Origin of the sequence: Vibrio viridaestus (assembly GCF_003856525.1) — a bacterium.
Classification (GTDB): Bacteria; Pseudomonadota; Gammaproteobacteria; order Enterobacterales; family Vibrionaceae; genus Vibrio; species Vibrio viridaestus.
In genome coordinates, this window is record NZ_RJVQ01000007.1 from 1 (window position 1) to 26,431 (window position 26,431).

The 26,431-nt window shown below is 39.7% G+C and carries 22 protein-coding genes and 1 pseudogene; 16 read left to right on the forward strand and 7 right to left on the reverse strand.

Going from position 1 to position 26,431, the window contains the following annotated elements; genetic code table 11:
• Positions 1–84, reverse strand: an 84-nt coding sequence (locus tag EES38_RS15090; protein ID WP_148090383.1) for a transposase, incomplete at its 3' end; no start/stop codon positions are given.
• A gap of 63 nt (positions 85–147) precedes the next feature.
• Between EES38_RS15090 and pglZ the strand changes: the two genes are divergently transcribed.
• Both pglZ and EES38_RS15100 read left to right on the forward strand, forming a co-directional pair.
• Complete coding sequence (pglZ, locus tag EES38_RS15095) at positions 148–954, forward strand: BREX-3 system phosphatase PglZ (RefSeq protein ID WP_279432219.1); 807 nt, start codon at positions 148–150, stop codon at positions 952–954.
• On the forward strand, positions 932–1,369 hold the full coding sequence (locus EES38_RS15100; protein WP_124938050.1) for a hypothetical protein: 438 nt from the start codon (positions 932–934) through the stop codon (positions 1,367–1,369). The genes pglZ and EES38_RS15100 overlap by 23 nt, the downstream gene beginning before the upstream one ends.
• Before the next feature lie 149 nt (positions 1,370–1,518).
• On the opposite strand, the gene EES38_RS15105 is transcribed toward EES38_RS15100, so the two are convergent.
• Positions 1,519–2,109: a tyrosine-type recombinase/integrase gene (locus EES38_RS15105; RefSeq protein ID WP_166434287.1), complete on the reverse strand. Its 591-nt coding sequence runs from the start codon at positions 2,107–2,109 to the stop codon at positions 1,519–1,521.
• Positions 2,110–2,298: 189 nt separating this feature from the next.
• Positions 2,299–2,631 (reverse strand): DMT family transporter, encoded by a 333-nt coding sequence (locus EES38_RS15110; protein WP_124938052.1) that lies wholly within the window; start codon positions 2,629–2,631, stop codon positions 2,299–2,301.
• A 564-nt stretch (positions 2,632–3,195) separates the two neighbouring features.
• On the opposite strand from EES38_RS15110, the gene EES38_RS15115 reads away from it, so the two are divergent.
• The 5 genes from EES38_RS15115 (at position 3,196) to EES38_RS15135 (ending at position 9,858) form a co-directional block, all read left to right on the forward strand.
• Positions 3,196–4,551, forward strand: coding sequence for a glycoside hydrolase family 172 protein (locus EES38_RS15115; RefSeq protein ID WP_124938053.1), 1,356 nt, complete (start codon positions 3,196–3,198; stop codon positions 4,549–4,551).
• 60 nt (positions 4,552–4,611) lie between these two features.
• The gene (locus EES38_RS15120; RefSeq protein ID WP_124938054.1) at positions 4,612–6,324 is read left to right on the forward strand and encodes a GH32 C-terminal domain-containing protein; all 1,713 of its coding nucleotides are present in this window, start codon (positions 4,612–4,614) and stop codon (positions 6,322–6,324) included.
• 18 nt (positions 6,325–6,342) lie between these two features.
• The gene (locus tag EES38_RS15125; RefSeq protein WP_124938055.1) at positions 6,343–7,737 is read left to right on the forward strand and encodes an MFS transporter; all 1,395 of its coding nucleotides are present in this window, start codon (positions 6,343–6,345) and stop codon (positions 7,735–7,737) included.
• 174 nt (positions 7,738–7,911) lie between these two features.
• Complete coding sequence (locus EES38_RS15130) at positions 7,912–8,907, forward strand: LacI family DNA-binding transcriptional regulator (RefSeq protein ID WP_124938056.1); 996 nt, start codon at positions 7,912–7,914, stop codon at positions 8,905–8,907.
• 9 nt (positions 8,908–8,916) lie between these two features.
• On the forward strand, positions 8,917–9,858 hold the full coding sequence (locus EES38_RS15135) for a carbohydrate kinase family protein (protein ID WP_124938057.1): 942 nt from the start codon (positions 8,917–8,919) through the stop codon (positions 9,856–9,858).
• Positions 9,859–9,895: 37 nt separating this feature from the next.
• On the opposite strand, the pseudogene EES38_RS15140 reads toward EES38_RS15135, so the two are convergent.
• Together EES38_RS15140 and EES38_RS15145 are read right to left on the reverse strand one after the other, a co-directional pair.
• A pseudogene (locus EES38_RS15140) lies at positions 9,896–11,006 on the reverse strand (ISAs1 family transposase).
• A 502-nt stretch (positions 11,007–11,508) separates the two neighbouring features.
• On the reverse strand, positions 11,509–12,528 hold the full coding sequence (locus EES38_RS15145; protein WP_124938058.1) for a LacI family DNA-binding transcriptional regulator: 1,020 nt from the start codon (positions 12,526–12,528) through the stop codon (positions 11,509–11,511).
• A 375-nt stretch (positions 12,529–12,903) separates the two neighbouring features.
• Between EES38_RS15145 and EES38_RS15150 the strand changes: the two genes are divergently transcribed.
• The 9 genes from EES38_RS15150 (at position 12,904) to EES38_RS15195 (ending at position 23,385) form a co-directional block, all read left to right on the forward strand.
• Entirely contained in the window at positions 12,904–14,331 is a 1,428-nt protein-coding gene (locus EES38_RS15150; protein ID WP_124938059.1) for a glycoside-pentoside-hexuronide (GPH):cation symporter, read from the forward strand.
• Positions 14,315–15,997: a glycoside hydrolase family 32 protein gene (locus EES38_RS15155; RefSeq protein WP_124938060.1), complete on the forward strand. Its 1,683-nt coding sequence runs from the start codon at positions 14,315–14,317 to the stop codon at positions 15,995–15,997. The genes EES38_RS15150 and EES38_RS15155 overlap by 17 nt, the downstream gene beginning before the upstream one ends.
• 73 nt (positions 15,998–16,070) lie before the next feature.
• Positions 16,071–17,432 (forward strand): right-handed parallel beta-helix repeat-containing protein, encoded by a 1,362-nt coding sequence (locus EES38_RS15160; RefSeq protein WP_124938061.1) that lies wholly within the window; start codon positions 16,071–16,073, stop codon positions 17,430–17,432.
• A gap of 101 nt (positions 17,433–17,533) precedes the next feature.
• Positions 17,534–18,475 (forward strand): carbohydrate kinase family protein, encoded by a 942-nt coding sequence (locus tag EES38_RS15165; RefSeq protein WP_124938062.1) that lies wholly within the window; start codon positions 17,534–17,536, stop codon positions 18,473–18,475.
• A gap of 159 nt (positions 18,476–18,634) precedes the next feature.
• The gene (locus EES38_RS15170) at positions 18,635–19,558 is read left to right on the forward strand and encodes an IS5 family transposase (RefSeq protein ID WP_124938063.1); all 924 of its coding nucleotides are present in this window, start codon (positions 18,635–18,637) and stop codon (positions 19,556–19,558) included.
• Positions 19,559–19,814: 256 nt separating this feature from the next.
• On the forward strand, positions 19,815–20,264 hold the full coding sequence (locus tag EES38_RS15180; RefSeq protein WP_208020462.1) for a cupin domain-containing protein: 450 nt from the start codon (positions 19,815–19,817) through the stop codon (positions 20,262–20,264).
• A 223-nt stretch (positions 20,265–20,487) separates the two neighbouring features.
• Positions 20,488–22,011, forward strand: a complete 1,524-nt coding sequence (istA, locus tag EES38_RS15185; protein ID WP_124938065.1) for an IS21 family transposase — start codon at positions 20,488–20,490, stop codon at positions 22,009–22,011.
• An 11-nt stretch (positions 22,012–22,022) separates the two neighbouring features.
• Positions 22,023–22,763: an IS21-like element ISVch3 family helper ATPase IstB gene (gene istB, locus EES38_RS15190; RefSeq protein ID WP_124938066.1), complete on the forward strand. Its 741-nt coding sequence runs from the start codon at positions 22,023–22,025 to the stop codon at positions 22,761–22,763.
• A gap of 250 nt (positions 22,764–23,013) precedes the next feature.
• Positions 23,014–23,385 carry a cyclophilin-like fold protein gene (locus EES38_RS15195; RefSeq protein WP_166434288.1) on the forward strand — a complete coding sequence of 124 codons (372 nt, stop codon included), beginning with the start codon at positions 23,014–23,016 and terminating at the stop codon, positions 23,383–23,385.
• Between the two features lie 93 nt (positions 23,386–23,478).
• Here EES38_RS15195 and EES38_RS15200 read toward each other — a convergent pair whose 3' ends face one another.
• Together EES38_RS15200 and EES38_RS15205 are read right to left on the reverse strand one after the other, a co-directional pair.
• Positions 23,479–25,896 carry an ATP-dependent DNA helicase gene (locus tag EES38_RS15200; protein WP_124938068.1) on the reverse strand — a complete coding sequence of 806 codons (2,418 nt, stop codon included), beginning with the start codon at positions 25,894–25,896 and terminating at the stop codon, positions 23,479–23,481.
• Complete coding sequence (locus EES38_RS15205) at positions 25,886–26,431, reverse strand: hypothetical protein (protein WP_124938069.1); 546 nt, start codon at positions 26,429–26,431, stop codon at positions 25,886–25,888. The genes EES38_RS15200 and EES38_RS15205 overlap by 11 nt, the downstream gene beginning before the upstream one ends.

Sequence of the window (26,431 nt, forward strand, 5' to 3'; positions counted from 1 at the left end):
GACATCAGCCACACTATGACCTTTTTCAGTGATCTGTTTTACTGCTTCAATTTTGAATTCTTCTGGATATCTTTTGCTGCTCATAAGCACCTCTCTGTTAGTCATTTTGTCTAACTAAAAGGTGTCTATCAAGTCGGTGGCTATTCAATATGTTTATTAGTCATGGATGGTATGGGATTTCAGCAATGGACACATGTCAAAAAAAGTATTGTTGATATACCTGATGTTCGTATTGAAGAACGAGGAATATTCTCATGGGTGCCGACAATCACATCGATAGCAAGACAGGCTTTATTCTCTGGGAAACAACCTCGTTCATTTCCTGATTCATGGGATAACACATCTAAAGAGAAAGCACTATGGCAGGCCTATTGGGAAGACCAAGGACTGAGTAAAGATGAGGTGGCCTATGCTGTTAAAGTCGAGAATAGTAGAGTTCTTGGTTCATTTGTGGACCGCTTTCACTCACCTAGGCTAAAAGTTGCAGGCTTCGTTATTAATTATATTGACGAACAAATGCATGGCATGAAATCAGAGATGTCAGGGCTTAATGTTGCTCTGGTAGATTGGCTCGATAAGTGGCAGTTTTCTTCCAAAATAGAAGCACTATTGGATAGTGGGTTTGAAGTAATCATTACCGCAGATCACGGAAATCAGGAGGCTATCGATAAAGGATGGCCCAACGAAGGGGTTAAAGCTGAAACGAAAGGTGAACGGGTGAGACTGTATAAAAATACAGTTGAATATTCGAATGAAGAGGCAGACGTGTTAGAATGGCCAGCCAAGAAATACGGGCTTCCACTTAATATATACCCGCTCGTGAGTAAAGGCCGTCATGCATTTGTTCAAAAGGACAAACTGATAGTTGGACACGGTGGTATTAGTTTACATGAGGTAGTGGTTCCATTAGCTATTATTACGAGAAATCAGCATGTCAAAGAGAGTGAATTTTAGTCGTCATATCGAAGTAAAGTGGCTAGATCAGGTTGCAGAATGGGTAGCTCAAGGATATGAAAAAAAGGAACTCGATGAACTGGTGGATTTGATGCTTCAGCCTTCTGTTAGCTGTAAAGTAAATCGTGGTAAAACACGTAATCAGTTAATTAATTTATGGTCTTCTCGTTCCGACTGTATAGCTCATAGCTTTAATCAATTTGCTATTGATGATGTTGCTAAAAGTGATCATCCAGATTTTGTATTGCACTGGGGGCTGTTGATTGCAAAAAATAACTTTTTTGCTGATGTTGTTCGTTTTATCGGTCGTCGAGGAAAATATGGCGAGTCGTTCAGCTACGCACAAGTTCAGAAGTACATTGTAGAGTTGTACGGTGATACTGAAACAGTAAAACGTTTCAGATGTGCAAAGTAACAATCAGCTAGAAGAACATCTTCAATCATCAGATACTGTTGTGTTTATGTAGTGTAAATTATACATAAACACTTTTGTATATTTATTAGGTTGAATATCTAAAGCTGTTTTTGGCTATCTTGCTATCATTAGATTAACCAATGTTACTATTAACAGGTTTGCTGTAATGGACATTTTGAGACTGTAAGTAATCGGTGATGCTCAACAGTTTCTTGCCAGTTTATTTGGCTGTCAACCTTTTCCAGTGAATCTGGCATAATACCAGCATTTAGGATTGTGTTACCATCCTTTGCAAGACGATAGGTAATATCTGGTAATAGACGGCGGTTCACTATCCGCTTGATTGTTCTGATATAGCGTTCAGTAGTGGCCATGTCCTTGTGACCTAGAAGATCTGTAACTGACTGATGTATCTGATGGAGTTGGACTTCGTTATCTGGGTCAATTTCAATACCTAATTTGTCGCAGTAATTACTGATCAAACCACAGGCAAATGTATGGCGTAACCAATGTGGTGTAACCATAGGAAAAGTATCATTAGTCTCTTGTATCTCTTCTCGAGCCTGACGGAAAGCAGCTTGTACATCATTAGGATTGACTGGTTTACCAGTCTCTGTAAGCCAGAGACAGTCTGGATAGCTCTTAATTCCTTTGTTGTACTTCTTTCGCCATAGCTTAAGTCTTTCGTCAAGGAGTGGCTTATAGGCAATCCAGATGGTTTCCCAAGCATGAAGAGCCACGATGACGTTATGTCGTTTTGAAGTGTCAGAATTGTGTGGGTAGAATAAAGTTTCATTCTAAGTAATAAAGAATCATATCAAGTATTAAACTATCATACTAAAATGGCAGCGATCGCATCGGTACGCTGCTATTTCTAAAAAGTGTTAGTAGCGGGCAAAGCTGAGCCTTTGATTAAGATTCTGGTTCGTTCAGTGAGCGCTGGTTTTTGATAGTAAATTAAGTACAGCAACACCACATACGATTAATCCAATCCCAACCCCCCCCCATGTATCCATTTTCTGTCCATATACAAGCCAAGCAATTCCAGTAACAAAAGCCACCCCCAAACCCGCCCATACAGCATATGCGATGCCAACTGGTATAGATTTAAGGGATAGTGATAGAAAATAGAAAGAAATGCCATAACCCAAGCAAACAATGAATGAAGGAATCAACTTTGTAAAACCATCAGTAGATTTTAACGTCGTAGTTGCAATTACTTCACCAAGTATTGCAATTGTTAAGAATAGCCAGTTTTTCACAGATATACTCCTAGTAGATTTAGCTGAATGCCAAGTATATGGAGTATTTTGATTAAATATCAGTCTTGTTAAAAAGATTTATATCTGTGCAATAGTTGTCTTATCAACATTTCAGCCTATTCAGGCTGAAATGATTCTGCTCCATTGTGTGTTTCGAAAGAAATTCTGCCACAGAGTATAGTTTAAAATTAAATTCACTTTTTATCATGCTAGTTAAATGTCTATATAGCTCGTTGTTTTCTAATTCTAACAGAAATGAGTCTATTAAATCGCCAGTGATTCAATTCCTCGCATTGGTAATTTGTCTATGTGATTGATATTTATAATTTATTTTTAAATATTAATGAAAGTAAATCAAAAGTCATCTTGATGATAGTCCTTTTACTTATCCCTATTTGCACACGTGTGCCTTCTGTGATTTAGTGCATAAAATCACAACATTTTGGTTTGTTAAATCAATTTATTGTGAGATTGGGCGAGTTTTTATGCTGTCTTTATATTTAGTATTGTCTCACTATATGCACACGTGTGTATTTTGGTATGTATCAACTAAAGGTAAAAACAATGACAAAGAAATTTGGTGGCTTTCTAGAAAGCCTTGCTCGTATTCGTGATGCAAAAACGGCTCGTTTATCAAGCTGGGATCAAACTGGCAAAAACCAAGACTATTGGCTAATTGGTCCCGGAGAAACGGTAAAGCTTGCTGACATTAAGGGAACAGGCTGTATTACTCATATGTGGATGACACAATTTTGCCGCCGTGTTCTAGGTGCCAGCGTGATCGACCCTAAAATGGGGCAATACATTGCACCTGTTAATGAAATCCACAACGCTCTTGGCGTTTGCTGGGAGGTTGCTGATCCGCACTATTACCGCAAAGTACTGATTAAAATGTATTGGGATAATGCGGATGAACCTAGTGTTGTTGTGCCTCTAGGGGATTTCTTCTGCATTGGGCACTCCATGCCAGGAAATATCAATACCCTGCCGATCAACATTTCCACCAAACCAGAAGAACGTTACAAGTTTGGTGGTAGTGCTTCATTAAACTGTCATTTCCCAATGCCGTTCAAGGAACGTGCTGTTATTGAAATTGAAAACCAGAATGATATTGCATATGGCCAGTATTTCTACATCGATTATGAAATGTATGCAGAGAAACACGAAGAAGATATCGCGTATTTCCATGCAAAATGGAAGCGAGAAAACCCATGTGATGGCTGGGCTCCAGAGCTTCAAACCAACAGTCCAGAAGTGAATATCCCTAAGCTAGATGGGGAAGGCAATTACGAGGTGTTGAATGTCGAAGGTGAAGGGCATTATGTTGGTTGTAACTTATCAGTTGCTCACTTCCAAGGAAGTTGGTGGGGAGAAGGTGATGATATGATCTTCGTTGATGACGATACATGGCCACCAAGCATTCACGGTACTGGTACCGAAGATTATTTCAACCACGCATGGGGAATGCAGGACAACGCAGGGATGTACAATGGTACAGCTTTGCACGAAAGTATCGTTCCTGGATTTCAGACTAGCTATAAGTTCCATATTACAGACCCTGTACATTTTAAGAAGCGTATTCGAGTCACGATCGAGCATGGTCACGCCAACCACCTTTCTGATGATTGGGCATCAACAGCCTATTGGTACCAGAAGAAACCAGTAGGGGTAACTATCCAGCCACTGGAAGATCGGATTCCTACTAGTCCTGGTGATATCGAACGTCGTGGAGTTGGTCAGTCAACAGTGGTATTGACTTCTGAAATGCAAGAGCAAAAAGACACAGCTCAGCGACGATTTGATGACTTTATGAAAACTCGCCAAGTAGAAATTGAAGCAAAACTAGAAGCAACTCGAATGAAAGAGCAGGGTAATGTTGAGCATGCTAACCGCTTGTCAAATAAAATTTTAACTAAATAATACGCCGTGGTCGGCAGTATTTACTGCCGACTTTCTGAATAACGCTTCTAGGGATTGCTTATGAAAAATATACTACTTCCCGCCTCTAGCGGATTGGTATTTGAATGCTGGCTGAAAAAGAAGTCAGATGCTATTTGTTGCCAGCGGCTTTTAAGCATTGAGGCTAATGGCAGCACTGTTTATAAAATAGCTGATGCACCTCATTATTATGAGCATTTTAGCTATACCAACTACGGTGGCTATCCGTTGTTGCTCTCACTCAGTGACGAAGTAGAAATGTCATTAGCCTATATATATGAACCGGATACAGTGCACAAACAAGGAGTCACCTATCTGGATGAACATAACGGACAACTTTCCCTGAAAGGTCAGCAAGACCTGGAGAGTTGGTACCAAGCTGAAGATTTTCGACCACAGCAACACTTTTCACCGTTCAAAGCATGGATGAATGATCCCAATGGATTGTGTAAAATAGAGGACACATATCACCTCTTCTATCAATTTCATCCTAACGGTACAGATTGGGGGCCAATGCATTGGGGGCATGCGATTAGTAAAGATCTTCTTTGCTGGACACATCTTCCGGTATTCAATCTGCCTCAACAGAACTTAGCAGCACTGGGTGCTACCGGTGGTGCTTTTTCTGGTACTACATTTATTGATGAATCTGGGAAACCCTCTTTTTTCTACACCGAGCGATTGCCAGCTTATGATCTGTACAAAGATTATATCGAGATACAGAAAAAGGCAGAGTTTGATCGTAACTACATAAAAGCCAGCGGTGTCAGAACGATTGTTGATCAAAAGCCTGATAACGTGGGTTGTGATATTCGTGACCCAAAGGTGTGGTATGACAACGAATGTGACGTTTATCGTATGATCTTGGGTAGTGTGTATGACGGGCATCCAGCAGTGTTACAGTACACTTCTCAAGATAGTGAAAATTGGGAGTTTTACAACGTTCTGTACCAAGCTCCAGCCTATTTTAGTGAGAATCAAGGCCGATGCGTTGAATGCCCAGATTTTTTCCTTTTGGGTAACAAATGGGTTCTCATCATGGGAATTGTCGGCTATAAAGAAGCCGAAACTAATCGGTTTAACTTACTTTATGCACTAACTGGAAGCTTTGATAATGGTGAATTTTCTCCCGACACCAACGAGCTTCAGGTGCTTGACTTTGCAACTGAATATTATGCATTGCAAACATTTAATGATGGTCAGCGTCAAATTGGCCTTGCTTGGCTGTTTAATTGGGCGATGAAAAAGCCCATAGAGTCTGCTTACAACGGGGAAATGTCTATTCCAAAAGAGCTCACTTTAAATAGTCGGAATCGTATTTGTATGCAGCCAATTTCTGAGCTAGAGAAATATGTTTGTAGCAGTGAAATATTCAATGTTGAAGCACAGCATACTCAATCAGTTAAGTATGGGAAGACAATCAGGCTACGCCTTTCACCTGACACCGTACAACCATTCTCCATAGTGCTTAATCATGACAATGGGCATTGGATTACCTTTAAATTTGATGGTCAAAAGGTCTCTATCGTCGAAGACCAAGTTTGTGATGGGCGTTATGAATCAAATGTAAATCATGTCAGCGATGTAGATTTAATATTTGATGCCGGAATTTTGGAAGTTTTTGTTAATGGGGGGGAAATTTGTGCAACCAAGCGAAACTATCGCATTCCTATATGTAGCCATCTAGATTTCCACTTTGAAGAAAATAAAAAAATAACTACCAAACTAGAGACCCTACGCACTAGTTGGAAATAACTACAGAGGTCAGGAAAGATGAACAAACAAAAACAACGTATGTCCATATTGGAGCATACGGCATATGGCGCTGGAGATATGTCTCTGAGCATTTCGATTATCTCTGCATCCCTACTCATATATGCTTTCATGGTAAATGTTGTAGGCCTAACACCAGTTGATGCTGGGTGGGTGCTACTTGTGGTTCGCCTCATTGACGCAATCTCCGATCCACTTATGGGGTGGTTGTCAGTGAGGGTTGGGACTAAATGGGGACGCTACCGACCATGGATATTTATTGGGTCGGTACCATTTGGGATCTCCTTATTTTTACTTTTCACCATCGTAGGTGATAGCTATCAAGCAAAACTAATATGGACAACATCTGCATATATTTTTAATAGTTTGATGTTTACTGTCATTGCTATCCCTTACATCTCTTTGATTGGTGTCATAACCAACGATCCGGCAGAACGAATAAAAGCAAATACATTTAGATTTCCGATGGCTAAGGCCGCCACATTAATTGTCACTACGTTTGTACCTTACTACGTTACGAAGGGTAGTGACCCTGAGTCAGCTTATGCGACAGTTTTTTTTGCATTGGGTGTAGTAAGTGTTGCAGTGCTTATGTTCTGTGCATTCAATGTCAAAGAGAGAGTAACAATTAATCCCCCTAAAAATGTACCTGTAAAGACTCAGTTGAATGCTCTGCTGCAAAACGATCAATGGTTGATTCTGTGCTTGACGATGATTTTATTACTTGTCGCCTTTGCGACTAGAGGTAACATTGCTTTCATTTATGGTACTGAATTCGCCAAAGCTGGAAATGGATGGGAAATAGGCGTTTTCATGGGAATGTGGTCTGTTGGAGGGGTTGCTGGCGCGCTCATTTCCAAATGGCTAACAGATCGTTATAGCAAGCTACTTGTTTTTCGTTGGTCATTATATGGCTCTGCTGTCATGGCGGTGATCATGTACTTTGTTGTCGGAGTAGGTGATTTCTATCTCGCAGTATTATTCTATTTCTTATGTTGTGCGTTTTCTGAAATAAACTCTCCGATTTTGTGGGCATCTATTGGTGAGGTCGGCTTTTATGGGGAGACTAAAACAGGGATTAATACCTCTGGGTTATCTATTGGCTTAGTCTCATTTAGCCAAAAGCTTGGCATGAGTATATCTGGTCCAATTACTGGTTACACTCTCGCTTACATTGGTTATGAAGCTGGAGCAGAACTTAGCTTGGAAACGCTAATGGGTCTATCTATGGCAGTCACCTTCATCCCTGCATTGTTTTTCATGATTAGCGGTTTGGTCTTTAAGAAATACTTTATCAGCAATCGTTATTTCAAAGAGATGATGATGAATAATCAGCTACCGGGGATAAGCTGTACCCGTGAAGAAGCTTTTTCTAGGTCAGGGAGAGTAAAATAAGCCAATTTGAAAATAGCAGTGTAATGAAACATCCGGTGTGTTTGGATGTTTCATGTAATGCTTTATCCTTTCTCAATCCAGTAGAGAAAAAAGACGGATAACTATACCATTTTGATATGATTTAGTTTGTGATTAGGGCTGCTGGAGCAGTCCATTAAAATAACCAAGGATACTATGTCTACCACAATCAAAGATATTGCCAATGCTCTAGGTATTTCTCATTCAACAGTGTCTCGTGCATTGAATAATTCTCAACGAGTCCAGGCTAGCACTCGTGAACTAATTTTTAAAACAGCCCACGAGATGAATTATGTCCCGAACGCGGCAGCTCGGGATATGAAAAAGAATAGCCTTCCAGTTTTGGGAGTAGTGACTTTTAATATGGGACGCAGTGCTTATGGAAGTGAGATGATTGGTGTCATTAATCAGCAAGCAAGAAAAATGGGATATCAATTAATCTATATTCATGTAGAAGATGGCTTCCCAAGTGAAGACGATTACAATATCTTGCGTGAGAGGCGAGTATCTGGGTTGATATTTGTCTCCCTCGACCCCGATGCTATTGAACATAACGCTATCTTTGACGAAATTAAAACGGTTTTTGTTAACTGCTATTGTGAGCGGCCTGGATATTCTTCAGTTCAAGCTAATAACATTCAAGGGTTGTTCGATATTACCCACTATTCCCTTCAGCATGGTTACAACAAGACTATGTTCATCAACTTGGAAAGCCTATATCAAGCGTCGCGAGATCGTAAGTCGGGGTACCAACAGGCTTTGATGCTGAATAATCATGACTTCGAACCAGATAAGTATATCGAAGTCCCTGTCGACTTTTCTTTTGATTTCAATACGCTAGATAGTCAAATTCAGGCTGCTATTGATGATGGTGTTGATGTTATTTTGTGTGGTCGAGATGAAATCGCCTTAGAGGTGTACTTTACACTGGCAAGATTAGGGCTATCGATCCCAGATGATATTGCTGTTATTGGTTTCGATAATCAGAGCATTATTTCGCAGCGAGTCTCGCCCAAATTGACAACTGTAGAGTTGCCGTATCAAAAAATGGCGCGGCAAGGTGTCCAGTTGTTACTAAGGCAACAAAACCAAACTGAACAGATAACCATAAATTGTGAACCCATATTCCGTGGTTCGATGCTAAAAAAATAAGGATTTCATATGTCTTTTTCACGCAATGTAGCTTGCGTTGGTGAACTACTAATAGATTTTGTTTGCTCGGATATTGGTACAGACCTTTCTCAAGGTGAACATTTTGTAAAAAAAGCTGGAGGTGCTCCAGCGAATGTTGCCTGTGCAATTTCGCGTCTAGGTGGGCAAGCCAAATTGGCGGCAAAAGTCGGGAATGACCCTTTCGGCGAGTTTCTTATCAATACGGTCAAAGCTGAAGGTGTAGATATTACTTCTGTCATAAAAGCGCAAAATCAGGCGACTACTTTAGCTTTTGTTGCATTACAGCAAAATGGTGAGAGAGATTTTAGCTTTAATTGGGGGGCACATGACAACCTATCTTACGACGAGTTGGCAAAGGATTTTGTGGAGGATAGTTCCATCCTTCACCTTGGTGCAGCTTTAACTGAAGGCAACATAGTAACTCTTTATCGAAAACTTATAGCTAAAGCAAAAACACACAGTAAGTTGATCTCTTTCGATCCTAATTTCAGAGATGCGCTTTGGGCTGGCAAGGATCAGAAATATTTTAGAGACCTATGCCACGAGTTTATTGGTGATACTGATATTCTAAAAGTTAGTGAAGAAGAGGCAATGATGATTGCAGAGGCGGAGACACCAGTAGATTCTGCATCGGTACTCCATAAGCTAGGTGCAAGAATGGTACTTATCACACTTGGTGCTCAAGGGACGCTGATTAGTTACGAAGGATCGGTTGAAATTATTAGTTCCACCGCTATAAGATCAGTTGACTCCACTGGTGCGGGAGATGCCTTTATTGGGGCTATGTTATTCCAAGTATCTAATCAAGATAAACTCCCTTCTCAATCTGATGCATTGGAAATGGTGCGCTTTGCGAACAAAGTTGGGGCTATAACTTGTACTAATATGGGGGCTATTCAGGCTTTACCTTATTACCATGAGATACAATAGCTGGCACTGTAAGTGGGCAGAGCGACCGCATGAGTGTTTAACTTTTATCCACCGAGTTCAAACCAGCATCAAGCACAGCTTCCAACATAGATGTATTCATCATGCAACGTTTTTGCTTTCCAACAAGGCTCAGTTTGGTTGGCTCTGAACGCAACATATTTAGACTAATATGACGCAAGCAAGAGAGATTTTCTGCTCCGTGATCTTTGTAAACCTGACAAGCATCTTCTGCCATGGTGACATCTAGAACCCAATGCATTGACTCTATGCCCCCCAATGCTCTCTAACTGCGTTTGCTGCTTGCTCTGCGAGCTGATGTAATAACGATACTCAAGCTCTGCTGCTTTGCCTTGCTGATAACGGAAATTTTCTACCATAACAATGGACTTAAGTCCCTTCCAACGAGAGAAATTACCATCGAGAGCTTCACTACTTAATACATATGCCTGACGGACTTCAATACGGCCATGGCCTTGCTCTGCCTTTATTCGTTCTGGCGTCGTTGCCCGTTGAGTTGCAAAAACAGTTTCTACTGCTTTACGTGATTTGCCTTGGTTGTTTTTGACAGCAAGTAAGTAATCGGCACCTTGTTCGACGATCGTTTTCGCTATCTCGGTTTGACACGCCATTGCATCGGTGGTAACTAAAGCACCTTTGATTTCGAGAAGTTTAATGAGCTCAGGTATTGCTGTGATTTCATTACTTTTCTCTTCTGTTTTAAGTTGTCCAAGCACCAACTTGTTTGAAGAAGCATAAGCGCTAATCATGTGGATAGTACTGGCACGATCATCCCTGTTGTATGAGCCTCGAAGCGTCTTTCCATCGATAGCAACGACTTGACCATCCGTCAATGAATGTACCGCTGACATCCAATTAATAAAACAGGTGTGAAACGACTCTGGGTCAGTTCTTGAGATGATACGGGCTATCGTATCATCGGCAGGAATATCGTTAATAAACATGCCATTACGCTTAAACCAATCATGATGACCAAGAATGTATTCACGAATGTCAAACCATCCTTTGGCACCTGCAATAACGGCACATAAAGAGCCAAACAATACCTCAAATAAGCAATAGGTTATCTTTGCTGATTGGCGTTCATCTGATACTGCGTGGAAATATTCTTTAAACTCGTCAATGTGCATTATAGGAATCGCTCTTTCATTAAAGGAGCGTATATGATCACAGGTAAATATGATCGTCAACTCGATCGTTCTAATAGGTCAAAAAATGTTCGCGATCTTGCCCTGTGTAAGGGGGTGGCTACACCCTTACTGAACTGTACTCTAAATTTTGGACACTGAGTTAAACGAACCTCCCATGCTAAAGTTATTCGTCTTTCTCTAAATTGCGCTAGTAAAAAAGGGCAACGCTATAAAACTAAATAATACAACTTCACCTTCCTAAATATGGTATCTGCCTCCGTGATTGATATACTAGTTTCAAAAGGCAAAGTACGAAGTTGAAACAGTAACCATCACTAAAATAGCTAAGCAATCAAATGAAAGTTGAGTAATACTGGTCGTTATCGTCCCACTACAAATTGCAATGAAATAATTTTTGTATCTCATGCTAGCATACTGTTTAAGCTTCACAATATAATATGGGAATTGATAGTAATGCTTAGGACTACTCCATATATATCAGTCATTCTTTATACATTGTTGTTACTTTAAATTTTAATGTACTTTTCCTTGGGGTAATTCTAGGAGAAATTTCAATACATTCTATTTCATTGTTATTTCTACGCTCTTGAATTCGACAATAAGCTATTCTGGCTATTTCTCTAATTGGTTGAGTGACACTCGTTATATCCATTAAATGGGCTAAATAGGTATCATCAAAACTAATAATTGAAACATCTTCAGGAATAGCCTTACTCATAGCTTGGATCTCCTTAACGAGTCGAACAGCAAAAACATCATTATAAACCCAAAATGCAACGTGAGAATTTTGTTTTTTTATTGCTTTCTCAATAACATCAGAAACCAGGGAGCTAGGATCTAAAATATTTTCTCCTAACCCTTTTTTTACCCATATAATATTACTTTCTTCTATTTCTATGCCTTTCTGACTGATATATTGGTTAAAAACAGAGAACTTTTCATAATCTACTGATTTTTGCCCAATAAAACCAATGTTTGTATACCCTAATTCGAAAAAATGCTGTGCTGCTAAAAATGCACCGATTCGGTAATCAACTAATACTGAATCAAAAAATTTAGACCGCTGAGTAACAACAACAGTATAGATACCACTTCGGTTTAATAACTCCACAAGAGTAAACTCATTCTCTGTAGGAACCCAAAATAAACCTTCTATACCCAAACTAATAAAAGCTTCAATAGCAGATTTTTCTACGCCAATATCATTTTGATGAGTCTTAATAATTAAGTTCATACCGTAATACCTAGCTTCTTGTTCTAAGGTCATGACTAACTCATTAAAATGAGGGTTGGATACGTTAGGAACTAATACGCCTAATAGTCCCGATTTTTTACCTGTTAATTGAATTGAACTCTTTGTAGGTAAATAACAAAGCTCATCCATCGCTTTATGGACAACCTCTCGGGTGAATGGCGTCACGCTTGGATGATTATTAATTACTCTAGATACTGTTGCAGTAGATACATTTGCTCTTTTTGCAACATCTTTAATTGTAGCCATTAGTTAACCTATAACGCAGAGAATATATATTAATACATAAAAAGAAGAATTCATGCTGTCTGACCATTCATATATAAAAACTTAAGAAAGTGAAAATCTCATATCAGAGTTTATCGTATTTCAGTGCTATAGCAATTAGTTTTAAAGAACAATATGGGGATGTTGTTTTTATTAGGTAATTGATAATAAATTAAAATTTAAAAAATGAGAGTGTGGAGTTATCTTAATGTAACGAGACGACATGTGATCTATGTAACTAATTACATTATCCCCCTCATTTATAGTTGGCAGCACAAAACATCAATTGAAAACTAAATGGTGAATTGATTTTAAATTAAAAAGTCAATTTATATATAGCAATTATGAGGTATCTATATGGCAACTGAACGCGTGGAAAGTAAGAGCCATAGTGCATATGAAAAGCTCGGTTTAAAAGAAAAAATAGGATACGGAATGGGCGATGCAGGTTCATGCATGGTTTGGAGTGTATTGGCACTATATCTAACTTGGTTTTATACAGATGTATACGGCTTAGACCCTGCAGTTGTCGGCACATTATTTCTTGTTATCAGAATATTTGATGCTTTCAGTGATCCAATCATGGGAGCTATTTGTGATAGAACAAAGTCTCGTTGGGGTAAATTTCGTCCATGGCTACTTTGGATGGCTGTTCCGTTTGGTTTAGGAGCAATCATCATGTTTAGCACTCCTGACTTAAGTGAAAATGGCAAAATTATGTATGCCTGGATTACTTATTTACTTATGTCCTTAATCTACACAGCCATTAATATTCCATACTGTTCTGTAGCCGGTGTTATCACATTAAATCAAAAAGAGCGTTTGAGTTGTCTTTCTTGGAGATTTTTTCTTAATGGTCTCGCAACTTTAATGGTGTCATCTGCAATTTTGCCATTAACAGAGTGGTTTGGTAATGGTGATAGAGCGTCTGGCTTCCAAATGACGATGGTAGTGATGGGGAGTGTGGCAACATTAATGTTCCTTTTTTGTTTCTCAAATATCAAAGAACGAGTTGTTTCAGTCAAAGCTAACGAATCATTAAAAAATGATCTAAAAGACATCGTTAAAAATGATCAATGGCTTCTTATGATTTCATTGACATTTCTTAATGTGTTTCCCGCTTTTATTCGTGGAGCAGTAACTATTTATTATGCAACTTACGTCATGCAAGCTTCCGTCACTTTTATCACTTTCTTTATGGCTTTAGGGGTCGCGTGTAATATGCTAGGAAGTGCTATCGCGAAGCCTCTCACCGATCGATTCGATAAGGTAAAACTATTTAGAATTATTAATATTATTCTTGGAATACAGTCTCTCGCTTTATGGTTTATAGATCCAAGTGAGCTTACCCCATTATTAACACTTTTCATTGTAATTAATACCCTACACCTAATTCAATCTGGGCCAATTTTATGGGCCATGATGTCTGATGTTGATGATTATGGCGATTGGAAGTTAGGTAAACGAATGACTGGAATATCTTTCGCCGGTAACTTATTTATGCTGAAAATGGGCCTTGCCGTAGCAGGAGCTATTGTTGCTTGGATCCTCGCTTTTACTGGATATGTTGCCAACAAACCACAACAAAATATGGAAACTATTAAAGGTATCATCATCATGTTTTCCTTATTACCAATGGTTAGCTACTTCATCAGTGCTTGGTTAGTACGTTACTTCAAACTTAATGACTCATTCCTTGAAAAAATTAAAGTCGATTTAGCAAAACGTGAATTGGAACGTAATCATTCACAACATCAGGAGCTTAAAAATGTCCCTAACATTTAATATCACAAAAGGACAACGCATTGATTTGTGGCTTAAAGCATCAGAAGCGTGTTCACAGACACTATTTTCAATCAGTATCGATAACAAGCTAGCTTATAAAATTGATACTGCTGCGAGCTATTATCAATATTTTACTTGGACCTCTTACCAAGATGGCGTCGTTAGTCTTGAATGGTTCTCAGAGAATTGTGATATTTCACTATGTTACACCTGGAGCCCAAATACACTTGCAGAGCAAGGGGTAACTTTCATTGGTACAGAACAATCAAAATTGCGCCTTTTGTCTATACAAGATGTGAAGGATTCCTACTTAGAAGAATCGTTACGGCCTATTTTACATTTTTCCCCACATACTGGATGGATGAATGATCCTAATGGTTTTCATTTCAAAGATGGCGAATGGCATTTGTTTTACCAATATCATCCACATGATGCAAATTGGGGTCCTATGCATTGGGGGCATGCAGTAAGTAAAGATCTCTACCACTGGAAACACTACCCTGTATTTTTACAGCCAGAACAAAATTTGGTGGCATTAGGTGCAACAGGTGGCGCCTTCTCCGGCAGTGCATATATTGACTTAAATGGACAAACACGATTTTTCTATACCGAGCGATTACCCGCTTACGATCTTTACCGGGGGTACCGTGAAATTCAGAAAATGGCAGTGCCTACCCACTTGTATGATAAGCCCGAATTTGTAAAAACGGTATTGACCGAACTGCCACCGGGTGTCGATTGCGATTTCAGAGACCCTAAAGTTTGGTATGAAGAAAAAGATAACACTTTTTATATGATTCTTGGCGCCTCTGTTGAAAGTGAACCAGCAATGCTTTTATTTAAATCTGATGACGGAGAGTGTTGGAACTTTCATCACGTACTCTACACTGCCCCTGAATATTTTCGTGAAAATGGAGGGCGATGTATTGAGTGCCCTGATTTCTTCTGCATCGATGGAGTTTGGGTGCTTCTTATTGGCGTTGTTGGGTATAAAGAACCGACAACTGGACGTCATAATTTGCTTTTTGCACAGACTGGTGACTTTAGCAAAGGCCACTTTATTCCTTCGGATAAACCATTACAGGTATTGGATTTTGGTACGGATTTCTATGCTTTACAAACATGGGGAGAAGAAAAAGAGCGTATTGGTTTTGCTTGGCTATATAATTGGGCTACTCAAAAAAATGTCACATCAGCGTATTGTGGAGAAATGTCACTTCCGCGCAAATTCCACCTAAATAAAGAACAACAAGTTTGCATGATACCAGTGTTACCTTCAGAGGAGCTTATAAAAAGTAAAAGCTACCTTGATGATGCTCTTAGTTGGTCTAGTACTGAAGGGTGTAAGGCTTGCATTATTCACATCAAACCTCATCACAACTTTAAAGTTGAGTTAATTGGTAACAATGAGCAACGCATTTCATTAGAGCATGACGGACAACGTATCATTCTACGAGAACACAATGAAAGTGATGATGGCCGTTACCATGCTCCCCTAACTTTAGTTGACGATATTACACTTAGCTTTGATGCTGGAATCATCGAAGTATTCGCCAATAAAGGCAGTGTTTGTGGTACACGACGTTATTACTCATGCAGCCATTTAAGCCAAGTAATTGTATCTGGAGCAACCGCTACTTTAACTGAATATTTACCTAATCATTAAAAATAAGATACGAAACTATTTATCCCAATTGCATTTGACTTCGTTTCGTAGCTTTCTAATTGGAGATTCTCTTATGGTCGAAAATAACCATTACGATGTAACAAACTGGCACATTGGTAACCCTTATAAGGATATTGGTGAAGTAATCAATAGCATGATTGCAGATATAAAATCTAAGCAGTCCAACGCCAATATAAATGATGGTGGAAAACCGGGTGCAGTAATTTATATCCCACCCGGTGATTATCACCTCACAACACAAGTATTGATAGATATCAGCTATTTAAAAATTACTGGCGCAGGCCATGGTTTTATCTCTTCGAGTATTCGTTTTAATACACCAGAAGTTGAACTACAAAAATGGCATGATATTTGGCCTGGTGGTAGCCGTGTTCTTATTGGTTTAGATGTCAATAAGGGAGACCCAACTTCGGGAGCTGCATTTTATCTGAAACGAGATGGTAATCCTAGAATTAGCTCGGTTGAGTTCACTGATTTTTGTATTGATGGTTTGCATTTTGAAGATGACTACTCAGGTAAGAACGATCCAGAAAATACATACGTGAATGGGAAAACGGGTATTTACATAGATAGTGCTAATGATTCATTTCGCATTACAGGCATGGGTATTATCTATGCTGAACATGGTTTAACTATTTATGATGCTGATGCGCTGACTATTGATAATAACTTTATTGCTGAATGTGGGAACAGCATCGAATTAAAAGGTTTAGGGCAAGCTTCAAAGATTTCAAATAACCTAATTGGTGCGGGTTATAATGGCTATTCTATTTATGCTGAAAACTACGGAGGCATCTTAGTCTCTGCCAACAATATTTTCCCGCGAGGAAAAAGCAGTGTTCATTTCTCAGGTGTCGTGCGTTCAAGTATCACTGGTAATCGATTTCATTCCTTCTACCCTGGAATGCTGGAGCTACATAATAACTGTGTAGAAAACTTAGTATCTTCAAATCATTTTTTACGAGACCGTGAACCTTGGGCACCAATGCAAGATTATGACAATGGCCTTGATGATCTCCATGGGCTCATTTGTATTAATGGAAGCAATAACTCCGTTATTTCTAACCATATTTCAGAGACTATAGATACGGAATACCTAAAACCAAAAGGAGTGAAACCAGTCATTATTCGGGTCTCTACAGGCAGAGGTAACTACATTGCTAACAATCATATTGTGGCAACAACAGAAGTAAGCGAAAAAAATGAGGCCGAAAATAGTGCTTGTTTCGAGACACAAGTTGGCGCTCTTCTCTCTACCGATAAATTAGAAAAACTAGAAGTTACGGCTATCCTAATTGAAGAAAACGCATCAGGAAATACTATTTTAGATAGTGGTTATGAATCCCAAGTTAGTATGAATATGCAGGAGAATGCATTTAGGCCAACTCCTAAATTTGGTCAATACTCACTCTAGAGTAATTAATAACACTTTCGCTTATTTATTAATAAGCGAAAGTTGAATAGATACAAACCCTCCCTACGTTTCTCCTTTTACTGATTAAACAAGGATATAACATGACTAATTCAAACCCTGTAGCTTGTGTTGGTGAGCTACTAATCGATTTTGTTTGCTCTGATATCGGCTCAGATCTTTCAAAAGGTAACAATTTTATTAAAAAAGCTGGAGGGGCTCCTGCTAATGTGGCCTGTGCGATATCACGACTTGGCGGACAAGCCAAATTAGCTGCAAAAGTAGGTAATGATCCTTTTGGAGATTTTCTCATTAATACAGTTAAAGATGAAGGTGTTGATATTTCCTCTGTAATAAAAGCACAAGGCCAGTCGACTACTTTAGCTTTTGTTGCGTTACAAAATAATGGAGAAAGGGACTTTAGCTTTAATTGGGGAGCCCATGATGAGCTTACTTATGAAGAACTTGCCGAAGGATTTGTCAAAAATAGTGCCGTTCTTCATCTCGGTGCAGCTTTGACTGATGGTAATATTGTTACGCTTTATCGAAAACTTATTGCGAATGCAAAGACTAACCGTAAATTAATTTCATTTGATCCTAACTTTAGGGATGCTCTATGGATTGACAAAGATAACCAATCTTTTATCAAACTATGCCAAGAGTTTATTGCTGATACGGATATCATAAAAGTTAGTGAAGAAGAAGCAATAATGATAGCTGGTGCAAACACAGTACAAGAATCAGCGTCTAAACTTCATGAGTTAGGTGCGCAACTAGTATTAATCACTCTAGGTGGTGAAGGAACTTTGCTCAGTTATCAAGGAGTAGCTGAAACTATCGATTCAATTGCCATCAAATCGATCGATTCTACAGGAGCTGGTGATGCATTTATTGGGGCGATGCTTTTTCAAATAGCTAATATGGGCGAACTACCTTCAATAGCTAATGCCATTGAAATGGTTAGTTTCGCTAACAAAGTTGGAGCGTTAACCTGTACTAAAATGGGAGCAATTCAGGCACTTCCTCAAAAAAATGAATTATTCTAAACATTTTAGGTCAGAAAAGAATAAAAGGTTATCAGAACAAGTCTATATTCCTACATACAGTAAAATTTGTAACTTCAAGAGGCTTTGCTTCCTAAATCATTGGAACTAAATCGATAAGCTATGATCTGATCAGCTATGTTCATTCAATGACTTAGCCTAATGCCTAAATCTCGTTACAAAACCACTAATTGGAATCAATACAATCAATCCCTTATTAATCGTGGTTCTCTTACATTCTGGATTGATGAAGAAGCTATTTCTCAATGGCAAGCTGAAATTCAGCACAGTAAGAGAGGCAGACCTCAGCTATTCAGCGACATGGCCATTACTACTGCATTGATGGTCAAGCGTGTTTTTTCAATGCCATTGAGAGCATTACAAGGTTTTATTAACTCCGTTTTTAAACTGGCACAAGTGCCATTATCTTGCCCTCATTATAGTTGTATTAGCAAACGAGCTAAGACGGTAAACATCTCTTTTAAAGTAAAAACCAGAGGAACGATACAGCATTTAGCGATTGATTCGACTGGACTGAAAGTCTACGGCGAAGGCGAATGGAAAGTGAAAAAGCATGGTACTGATGGTAAGCGCAGAGTCTGGCGAAAGCTTCATCTTGCAGTCGATACGGATACTCATGAAATTATCGCAGCCGAGCTAAGTTTATCGAATGTAACTGATGCTGAAGTTCTCCCCAATTTACTGAAACAGACTCGGCGCAAAATCATCGAGATATCTGGAGACGGAGCCTACGATACGAGAGCATGTTATGACGCCATTGGAATTAAAAAAGCAACACCACTCATTCCACCAAGAGATGGCGCAGCTTTCTGGGAACGAGGCCATCCTCGTAACTTAGCTGTCGCTGGTCAAAAACTCTATGGCTCAAATAAGAAGTGGAAAAAGAAATATGGTTACCACAAACGTTCAATTTCAGAAACAGCGATGCTCCGTGTCAAAAAGCTTCTCGGCGGTACATTAAGTCTACGAAATTACAATGCTCAAGTTGGAGAGACTTATGCAATGATCAAAGCGTTAAACAAGCTTACTGGGTTAGGTATGCCTGAAACACAATACATTGTTTGATGTTTAACCGGAGTAAGTGATATTTACACTTAAATCTAATTTAGGAAACAAAGCCATATACATGGTGTAAATAGCCAGCTCCGCTCTCATTACCTTATCAGCATGAACAACGGAGTAACTTCAGAACAATTGAATGAATTTATACAGATTCTGCAAGAAGAGTGTGGAGAGGCCATTGCTTTAAATGCTAAGCAAGTGCTGGAAGAAGCATTGGCTTAACCATCCATAAACATTAAAAGAATGAGATTTGGAGAGAATGATGAGCAATCAAACAGATAGATTAATCCCTGAAGAATTACAAACCGGTACATTCAGCGGTAAAGGACTCTTTTCTTTCGGTGATGAGAATAGAGCATATGCGGATTATTTTACCGGGACAAGCTACTTAGCTTTACTAAATATTCCAGGCATTATTGTAGCGAATGTTACTTTTGAGCCAGGTTGCCGCAACTTCTGGCATATTCACCATAAAGGCGGCCATGTTCTACTCGTTACTGGTGGTCGTGGTTGGTATCAGGAAGACGGTCAGCCTGCGCGCGAACTTCATCCTGGCGATGTGGTTCATATCGCTCCAGAAACACAACACTGGCATGGCGCTGCAAAGGGCAGCTGGTTTTCTCATGTTGCTATTGAAATCCCTGCAGAAGGTTCAAGCAATGAATGGATTAGAGAAGTCTCTGACGAAGAGTACAATCTTCTTAAATAAGTAAATCTGAACTGACTGCATATTTCGGAGCATTCCGATCACCCATTTCGGTTTAAACCGATCACTGATTCCGCGATTATCCGATCACTTTTAGCCTAACTCCGAAATCGGTGATCGGAATAGCGAAAACCGCGATCGGAATGCCCGAAATCCTTCCTTTTTCTCTTTTAAATCAATAGCTCGCTATTCTTTACTTCTTAAACAAGAACGTAAGGAAGCGACAATGGCCAAAAAGAGAACTCCAATGAACAAAATCAAAGAGGTATTACGCCATAAGTACGACTGCGGTCTCTCCAATCGTGGTTGCCTGAAACTCGGCCCGTCCACCATATCGGAACTCCTTACTCGCTTTAAACAAAGCCAACTTGGCTGGCCTCTACCCGAAAGTTGCAGCGATGCTGATCTCACGCAAGCGCTGTATCACGGCAAGAAAGCCAGTCGCGATAAAGTCATGCCAGACTTCACTCAATACGCAGTCGAACTCAGACGTAAAGGTATGACAGAGATGTTGTTGTGGCAGGAATACCATGAGCAATATCAAGAACAAGCTTACGCTTACACTCAGTTCTGCGAGCACTTCACTCGTTGGTTCAAAACCCAAAAGCGCAGCATGCGCCAGCTCCATGTGGCAGGTGACAAGCTGTTTATCGATTACTGTGGACCTCGGCTTCAAGTGGTCAACCCTGATACAGGTGAAGTGCGCGAAGCAGAAGTGTTCGTGGCGACCTTAGGTGCGTCCAATTACACCTATGTTGAAGCCTTCCCGAGTCAAGGTAAGTCTTACTGGTTAGAGGCGCATGCCAATGCGTTCGAGCACTTCGGTGGTGTACCACAGCTCTTGGTTCCCGATAATCTACGTAGCGCGGTCACCAAAGCCAATCGTTATGAGCCGAGACTTAACGACAGTTATCAAAAACTGGCGAATCACTATCAAACCGCAGTGATGCCAGCTCGCCCTTACAAACCGAAAGACAAAGCCAAGGCAGAGAATGCCGTGCTCCTAGTGGAACGCTGGATCATGATGCGACTACGACATCAAACCTTCCATACCTTCAAAGAGCTAAACCTTGCCATCCGTGAGCTTATGAATGACTTAAACGAACGTGAGATGAAACAGTATGGTGCGAGCCGCAAAGCGCTGTTCGACAAACTCGATAAGCCAGCGTTAAAGCCGCTACCTAAGCAGCGATACCTCTATACCGAAACCAAGCGAGCCAAGGTTGTGCCTGATTATCACATCGAATATCGCCGCCACTACTACTCGGTGCCACATCAACTTGTTGGTCACCATGTCGAACTGGAAGCCTCTAACCGTCTGGTGCAGATCTACCATCAAGGTAACTTGGTAGCCCAGCATCCACGCAGCCAAAGAGAGCGCGGAAACAGCACCCAACCAGAGCACATGCCGAGTAATCATCAACATCAGAAGTGGTCGCCTGGACGCCTGCTCAACTGGGGAGCTAATATCGGCCCAGCCACACGAGAAGTCGTCAATAAGATGCTCAACTCCAAGCCTCATCCAGAGCAGTCGTATCGCTCCTGTCTTGGGCTGCTCAATCTGAGTAAAGCGCATGGCGAGTCGCGCTTAGAGCAAGCCTGTAAAGATGCGCTGATGCTGGCAAAACCGAACTACACCTTTATCAACAATCTGCTGAAGAACAATCGTGAAGGACAACTGAGCAAAGACAACACGAGCACGCCGAACCTTGTTCATAGCAATGTCCGTGGCCCGAACTGTTATCACTAGGAGAAATACAAATGAACGCACTGAACGACCAACTCAAAACCCTCCGCTTGAGCCATGCAGTGAAAGCGTTAGAGCAACAACAAGAACAACTGAGCACCTACGCAGAGCTGGACTTCGAGGAAAGGCTAAGCCTACTTCTGGAAAGTGAAATCTTGAATCGCAATCAGACAAAAATCCAACGCTTAAAACGACAAGCCAAACTGAGAGTGGATGCTCAGCCGAGCCAACTCATCTACAAGGAGGGACGAAACCTCAATCGTAAACAGATGAGCGAACTTCTAACGGGCAGTTATCTACATAAGCACCAGAATATCTTGATCACAGGCCCAACAGGTGCTGGCAAAACGTATCTTGGCTGCGCACTGGCAACCAGTGCCTGCGACCAACAACACACGGTCAGATATTACCGATTAACTCGCCTGCTTGATGACCTGACCGAAGGTCGTCTGGATGGTAGCTATCAAAAGCAACTTCAATCGTTGGCTAAGAAAGCTCTACTAATCCTCGACGATTGGGGGATGGAAAAGCTAACCCAAGAGCATGCAGGTCACTTATTAGAAGTGCTTGAAGATCGTTACCAAAACAGCAGCACGATCGTCATCAGTCAGTTACCTGTAAAGGAGTGGTACAACATGATCGGTAACGCTACTGTCGCAGACGCTCTAATGGATCGGCTGGTACACAATAGTCATCGAATAGAACTAGGAGGTGAGTCGATGAGAAAACTGGCGCAATCCGATCACTTAGAGTAAAAATAGGAAGAGAGAAAAACGGCAGGATCAAGTGATCGGAATAAACCGAAACGAGCGATCGCAATCACCGAAATACGCAACTGACACCAATCTGTATTTTTCATACCCCTTAGTTTGTTGATTCGGTACTAAGGGTTATTTAACTTCGGATGAGTTTAAAGATGAAAGCAACACGTTCAATTTATGTGGCAGTAGCTATATGCAGTGCTTTTTTAGTAGTTTCATAAGTTCAGAAGAATTGGAAACAACAGTGTCTGAAAAATCAGTTCCGATAACACTGACGATTGATAGTATAGTCATTACGGCGACACTAGATAATAGCCAGACAAGTAAAGAGTTTTTAGCGACTCTACCAAGAACCATGTCGATGACTCGTTACGGTGACCGTGAATACTACGGCAAGGTTGGTAAAGCAATTTCTGAAGAAGGTCAGAAAATCAATGACTATAGTAACGGAGATGTTACTTACTATGCTACCGGCAGATCGTTTGCCATTTTCTATGCTAAAGAAGGTGAATCGAGTCAATCCGGTTTGATTCGGATGGGAAAAATAACGTCTGACTTGAGTGATTTTGAAAAGATTGCGGGTGCTGTTGAGATGAGGATTGAGGTGGTGAAGTAGGGCATTTGGAACAATTCGGGGGCGTTCATAATAATTCAGTGTCAACCACTTTTGGCTAAATAGTAACTGTCATTTTTAATTTAACTATCTGATTTATGTTTCAAAGTAATAATCCAAATTAAATCCTGTAATAATGTTCTTATAAGCTGGATTGCTGTTAATAGCACGACTTAATGTGCTCATATCACCAATAAAAATGGTTGCTGTTTGACTGCGTGTTAGAGCCGTGTAAATCATACTGTTTTCAATGAACGTAGTAGATTCAGTGGCCGGAATAATTACTATCGTATATTTAAATTCAGATCCCTGAGTTTTATGTATTGTAATTCCATATGAATGCTTTAGCCCTACTTCAAAAGCATTGGTTTCGTCCATACTTACTGTCTTACCTGCATCTGAGAAATGACAAATAAGTTTTTTCTTGATATCTGCACCTTTTTCGGCTTGTTCGTAAACTATGTCTTCTATTTTACCCATATCGCCGTTATATAGGTCCAAGATTGAATTGTTTTTTGTAACCATAATATGGTCACCTTTTACAAAATCCTGCAGGGTTGAATTTTTTTCTAACGATTGGGATATTCGTAATTTCTCTATAAAATATTCATTAACAGCCTCTGTAGAAAATGAATTATCGTGGCTGGAATATGGAGTGATAACTTGAGTATTTTCGATACCGAGTTGATTGGCCCAGTCGTAAGCCAAGCCAATTACTGTCGAATTAGAAGCTGTTTGATAAAAGACGCCATTCTCTCCGTCATATGTTTTTGTCAGAGGCTTTAAGTATTTGTATGGACTATTGGCAAAATGATGGATATCTTCTTCCCACGAAGAAGCATCGTTGTGACCAACAGTGCGTATTAGATCAGCTATTTGGCGTATTGGGTTATCAATCTCTTGCCTGTGAACGCTTTTAAGTTCGCTGTATGCCATTAAATCCGGCTTATTTACACCTAGTGTTATCATCGTTTGCCAAACGATCCCAATGCCAACAGGGGCGATTTGAGCGATATCCCCAATCATGGAAATACTGTAGCTTTTTGAGCAATTATCCATGAGCTTCAAAAATTCAACTACGAGAGAAAGATCTAACATAGAAGATTCATCGAAAACGATGAGAGGATCTCTTTCAATTAAAATCGGATTTTTTCCTTTCGGATTTTTCAGTGTTAACTTAACTTGATTAATAAAGCCTCGTACAGTATATGAACATTCCTCTTCTTCTACATTACCTAATAAACCCACTGGATTAGAACGTAGAATGCACATTTTTCTTAGTTCATCATTTACACGCTTTTTTGCAATACCGGCAACAGCAACAAAATACACTGGTCTGTTAAGTCTATTACAAACATACTTCACACATCCCATAGCAGTAGATTTGCCGGTTCCTCCTGCACCTTGAGCAAGTGAGAAATTATTGGTTAGTGCTTTATATGCAAGACTTTTCTGTTCTTGAGTCAGATTGAAACCTTTAATTTTGAAAAAATATTCATCAAATTCAGAGATATAACGTTGTATGCTATTATTGAAATCAGTACTGCGTTTTGTGTTTATTTTATTAGCAAGAGATTTTTCTGCGAAGCTTTCCAGATGGGCTAATCCTGTCCCTTGGTAGTGACCATTGTATGTTTTACACAGTGCAATGTTTGATACTGCAATTTCGATAGTTTTTTCAACTAGTTTTTTACCAACTAAATTTGCAAGGCTGATTTTAAATTGTTCTTCTGGGATAGCTGTGTGGTTGTGTTTGAGCATTTGATAAACGATGCTATCGACAGCTCCTATCAGGCGCTTAGGTGAATCCTCTGCCACATCAACTATATTTCTTTTTCTCAATTGTTCAGCTACTCCCCAAGCGTTGGCAAATTGGCTACCTAATCGTATTGGTGAATACGGATTTTTAATTAATTGTTCTTTTGTTGTTCTTCCGAATAGTTTTATTAGTCGGTGAGCAGTACGTTTGTCGTACCCTGATTGCTCAATAAATTCTATTGATTCAAATTCAGCACGAATGTTTTTATATGCATTCAAAAATGAAAAAGCACGATCAAAACTATCGAAAGCGTCTATCAAGACGGGTAAATTTTCATTTTTTAATGCAATCAAGAATTTTCGTGCTGAACCAATCTTACGAATGGCTTTTTCTATACGAGCTTTCCCGCAACCAATTCCTCTGAATTCAGGGTGTTTATAAAAAAGTTTCTGAGTCAAGCTAGGAAGTTGAAACTGTTTAAACGCCTGTTCATACAAATCAAGTTCAGAGTTTATATCTGAAAAAGCACGAAACGTTAATTTTGCTTCGGTGGCCTTGAATTGTTGTCTGTAGTTAACCAAAGTGCTGCCTGTTTCACATCTGAAATGCCAAATCTCTGCTTCACAGGGCTTTTTGAATATTAGTTGTTGCTTTATGCGTATCGATAGGCGTTTATTTCTAACTAGGCAGTTACCGTAAATAACGAATTCATTAATTAGAGTTGTAACGCTCGTTACTTCTAACTCAACATTCAAATGTGCGTCCCCCGCTTAAAATTGAGTCTTTAATCTGCTCTGAGTGAGATCGCATCATTTCTGAATAAGCATTATTTGATGCTGCAAGCTTTGCTTCCAATTCCTTTATTTTAGTGTTTTTTTCATCGAGAGTTGCTTGTAATAAATCAACTTTACTAGATAGTTCGATGATGTATTTTGACTGCTCATTTATGTTATTCCCTTGCTTGGCTATTAGAACATCAGCTTTTGATTTAGTAGATGATTTCTGTGATGAAATTTCTATACCAATATTTTCAATATCTTTGGCAAGGCGACTATTTATCGTCTTGTTCTTGTATAGAGGGCTTCGATCACGAAAAGCACACCATCTTGCGAATTCAGTAATATTGATACCAAGTTCATTTTGTCCGGAAGGATCTGGAGGAAATTTAATATCATGATCCTTCATTCGTTTAATCATTTCGATATAACAGTTAACGTACAATTTTGATTTTGCAGTGCCTTTGAGTGCCTGTTGTTCCGGGGTTAATTGAATATAGTTAAAGCTCTTCAC

Coding starts and splice junctions, on each gene's coding strand:
- EES38_RS15100 (WP_124938050.1), top strand. CDS start 932: ATGTCAAAGAGAGTGAATTTTAGTCGTCATATCGAAGTAAAGTGGCTA.
- EES38_RS15115 (WP_124938053.1), top strand. CDS start 3,196: ATGACAAAGAAATTTGGTGGCTTTCTAGAAAGCCTTGCTCGTATTCGT.
- EES38_RS15120 (WP_124938054.1), top strand. CDS start 4,612: ATGAAAAATATACTACTTCCCGCCTCTAGCGGATTGGTATTTGAATGC.
- EES38_RS15125 (WP_124938055.1), top strand. CDS start 6,343: ATGAACAAACAAAAACAACGTATGTCCATATTGGAGCATACGGCATAT.
- EES38_RS15130 (WP_124938056.1), top strand. CDS start 7,912: ATGTCTACCACAATCAAAGATATTGCCAATGCTCTAGGTATTTCTCAT.
- EES38_RS15135 (WP_124938057.1), top strand. CDS start 8,917: ATGTCTTTTTCACGCAATGTAGCTTGCGTTGGTGAACTACTAATAGAT.
- EES38_RS15145 (WP_124938058.1), bottom strand. CDS start 12,528: ATGGCTACAATTAAAGATGTTGCAAAAAGAGCAAATGTATCTACTGCA.
- EES38_RS15150 (WP_124938059.1), top strand. CDS start 12,904: ATGGCAACTGAACGCGTGGAAAGTAAGAGCCATAGTGCATATGAAAAG.
- EES38_RS15155 (WP_124938060.1), top strand. CDS start 14,315: ATGTCCCTAACATTTAATATCACAAAAGGACAACGCATTGATTTGTGG.
- EES38_RS15160 (WP_124938061.1), top strand. CDS start 16,071: ATGGTCGAAAATAACCATTACGATGTAACAAACTGGCACATTGGTAAC.
- EES38_RS15165 (WP_124938062.1), top strand. CDS start 17,534: ATGACTAATTCAAACCCTGTAGCTTGTGTTGGTGAGCTACTAATCGAT.
- EES38_RS15170 (WP_124938063.1), top strand. CDS start 18,635: ATGCCTAAATCTCGTTACAAAACCACTAATTGGAATCAATACAATCAA.
- EES38_RS15180 (WP_208020462.1), top strand. CDS start 19,815: ATGATGAGCAATCAAACAGATAGATTAATCCCTGAAGAATTACAAACC.
- istA (WP_124938065.1), top strand. CDS start 20,488: ATGGCCAAAAAGAGAACTCCAATGAACAAAATCAAAGAGGTATTACGC.
- istB (WP_124938066.1), top strand. CDS start 22,023: ATGAACGCACTGAACGACCAACTCAAAACCCTCCGCTTGAGCCATGCA.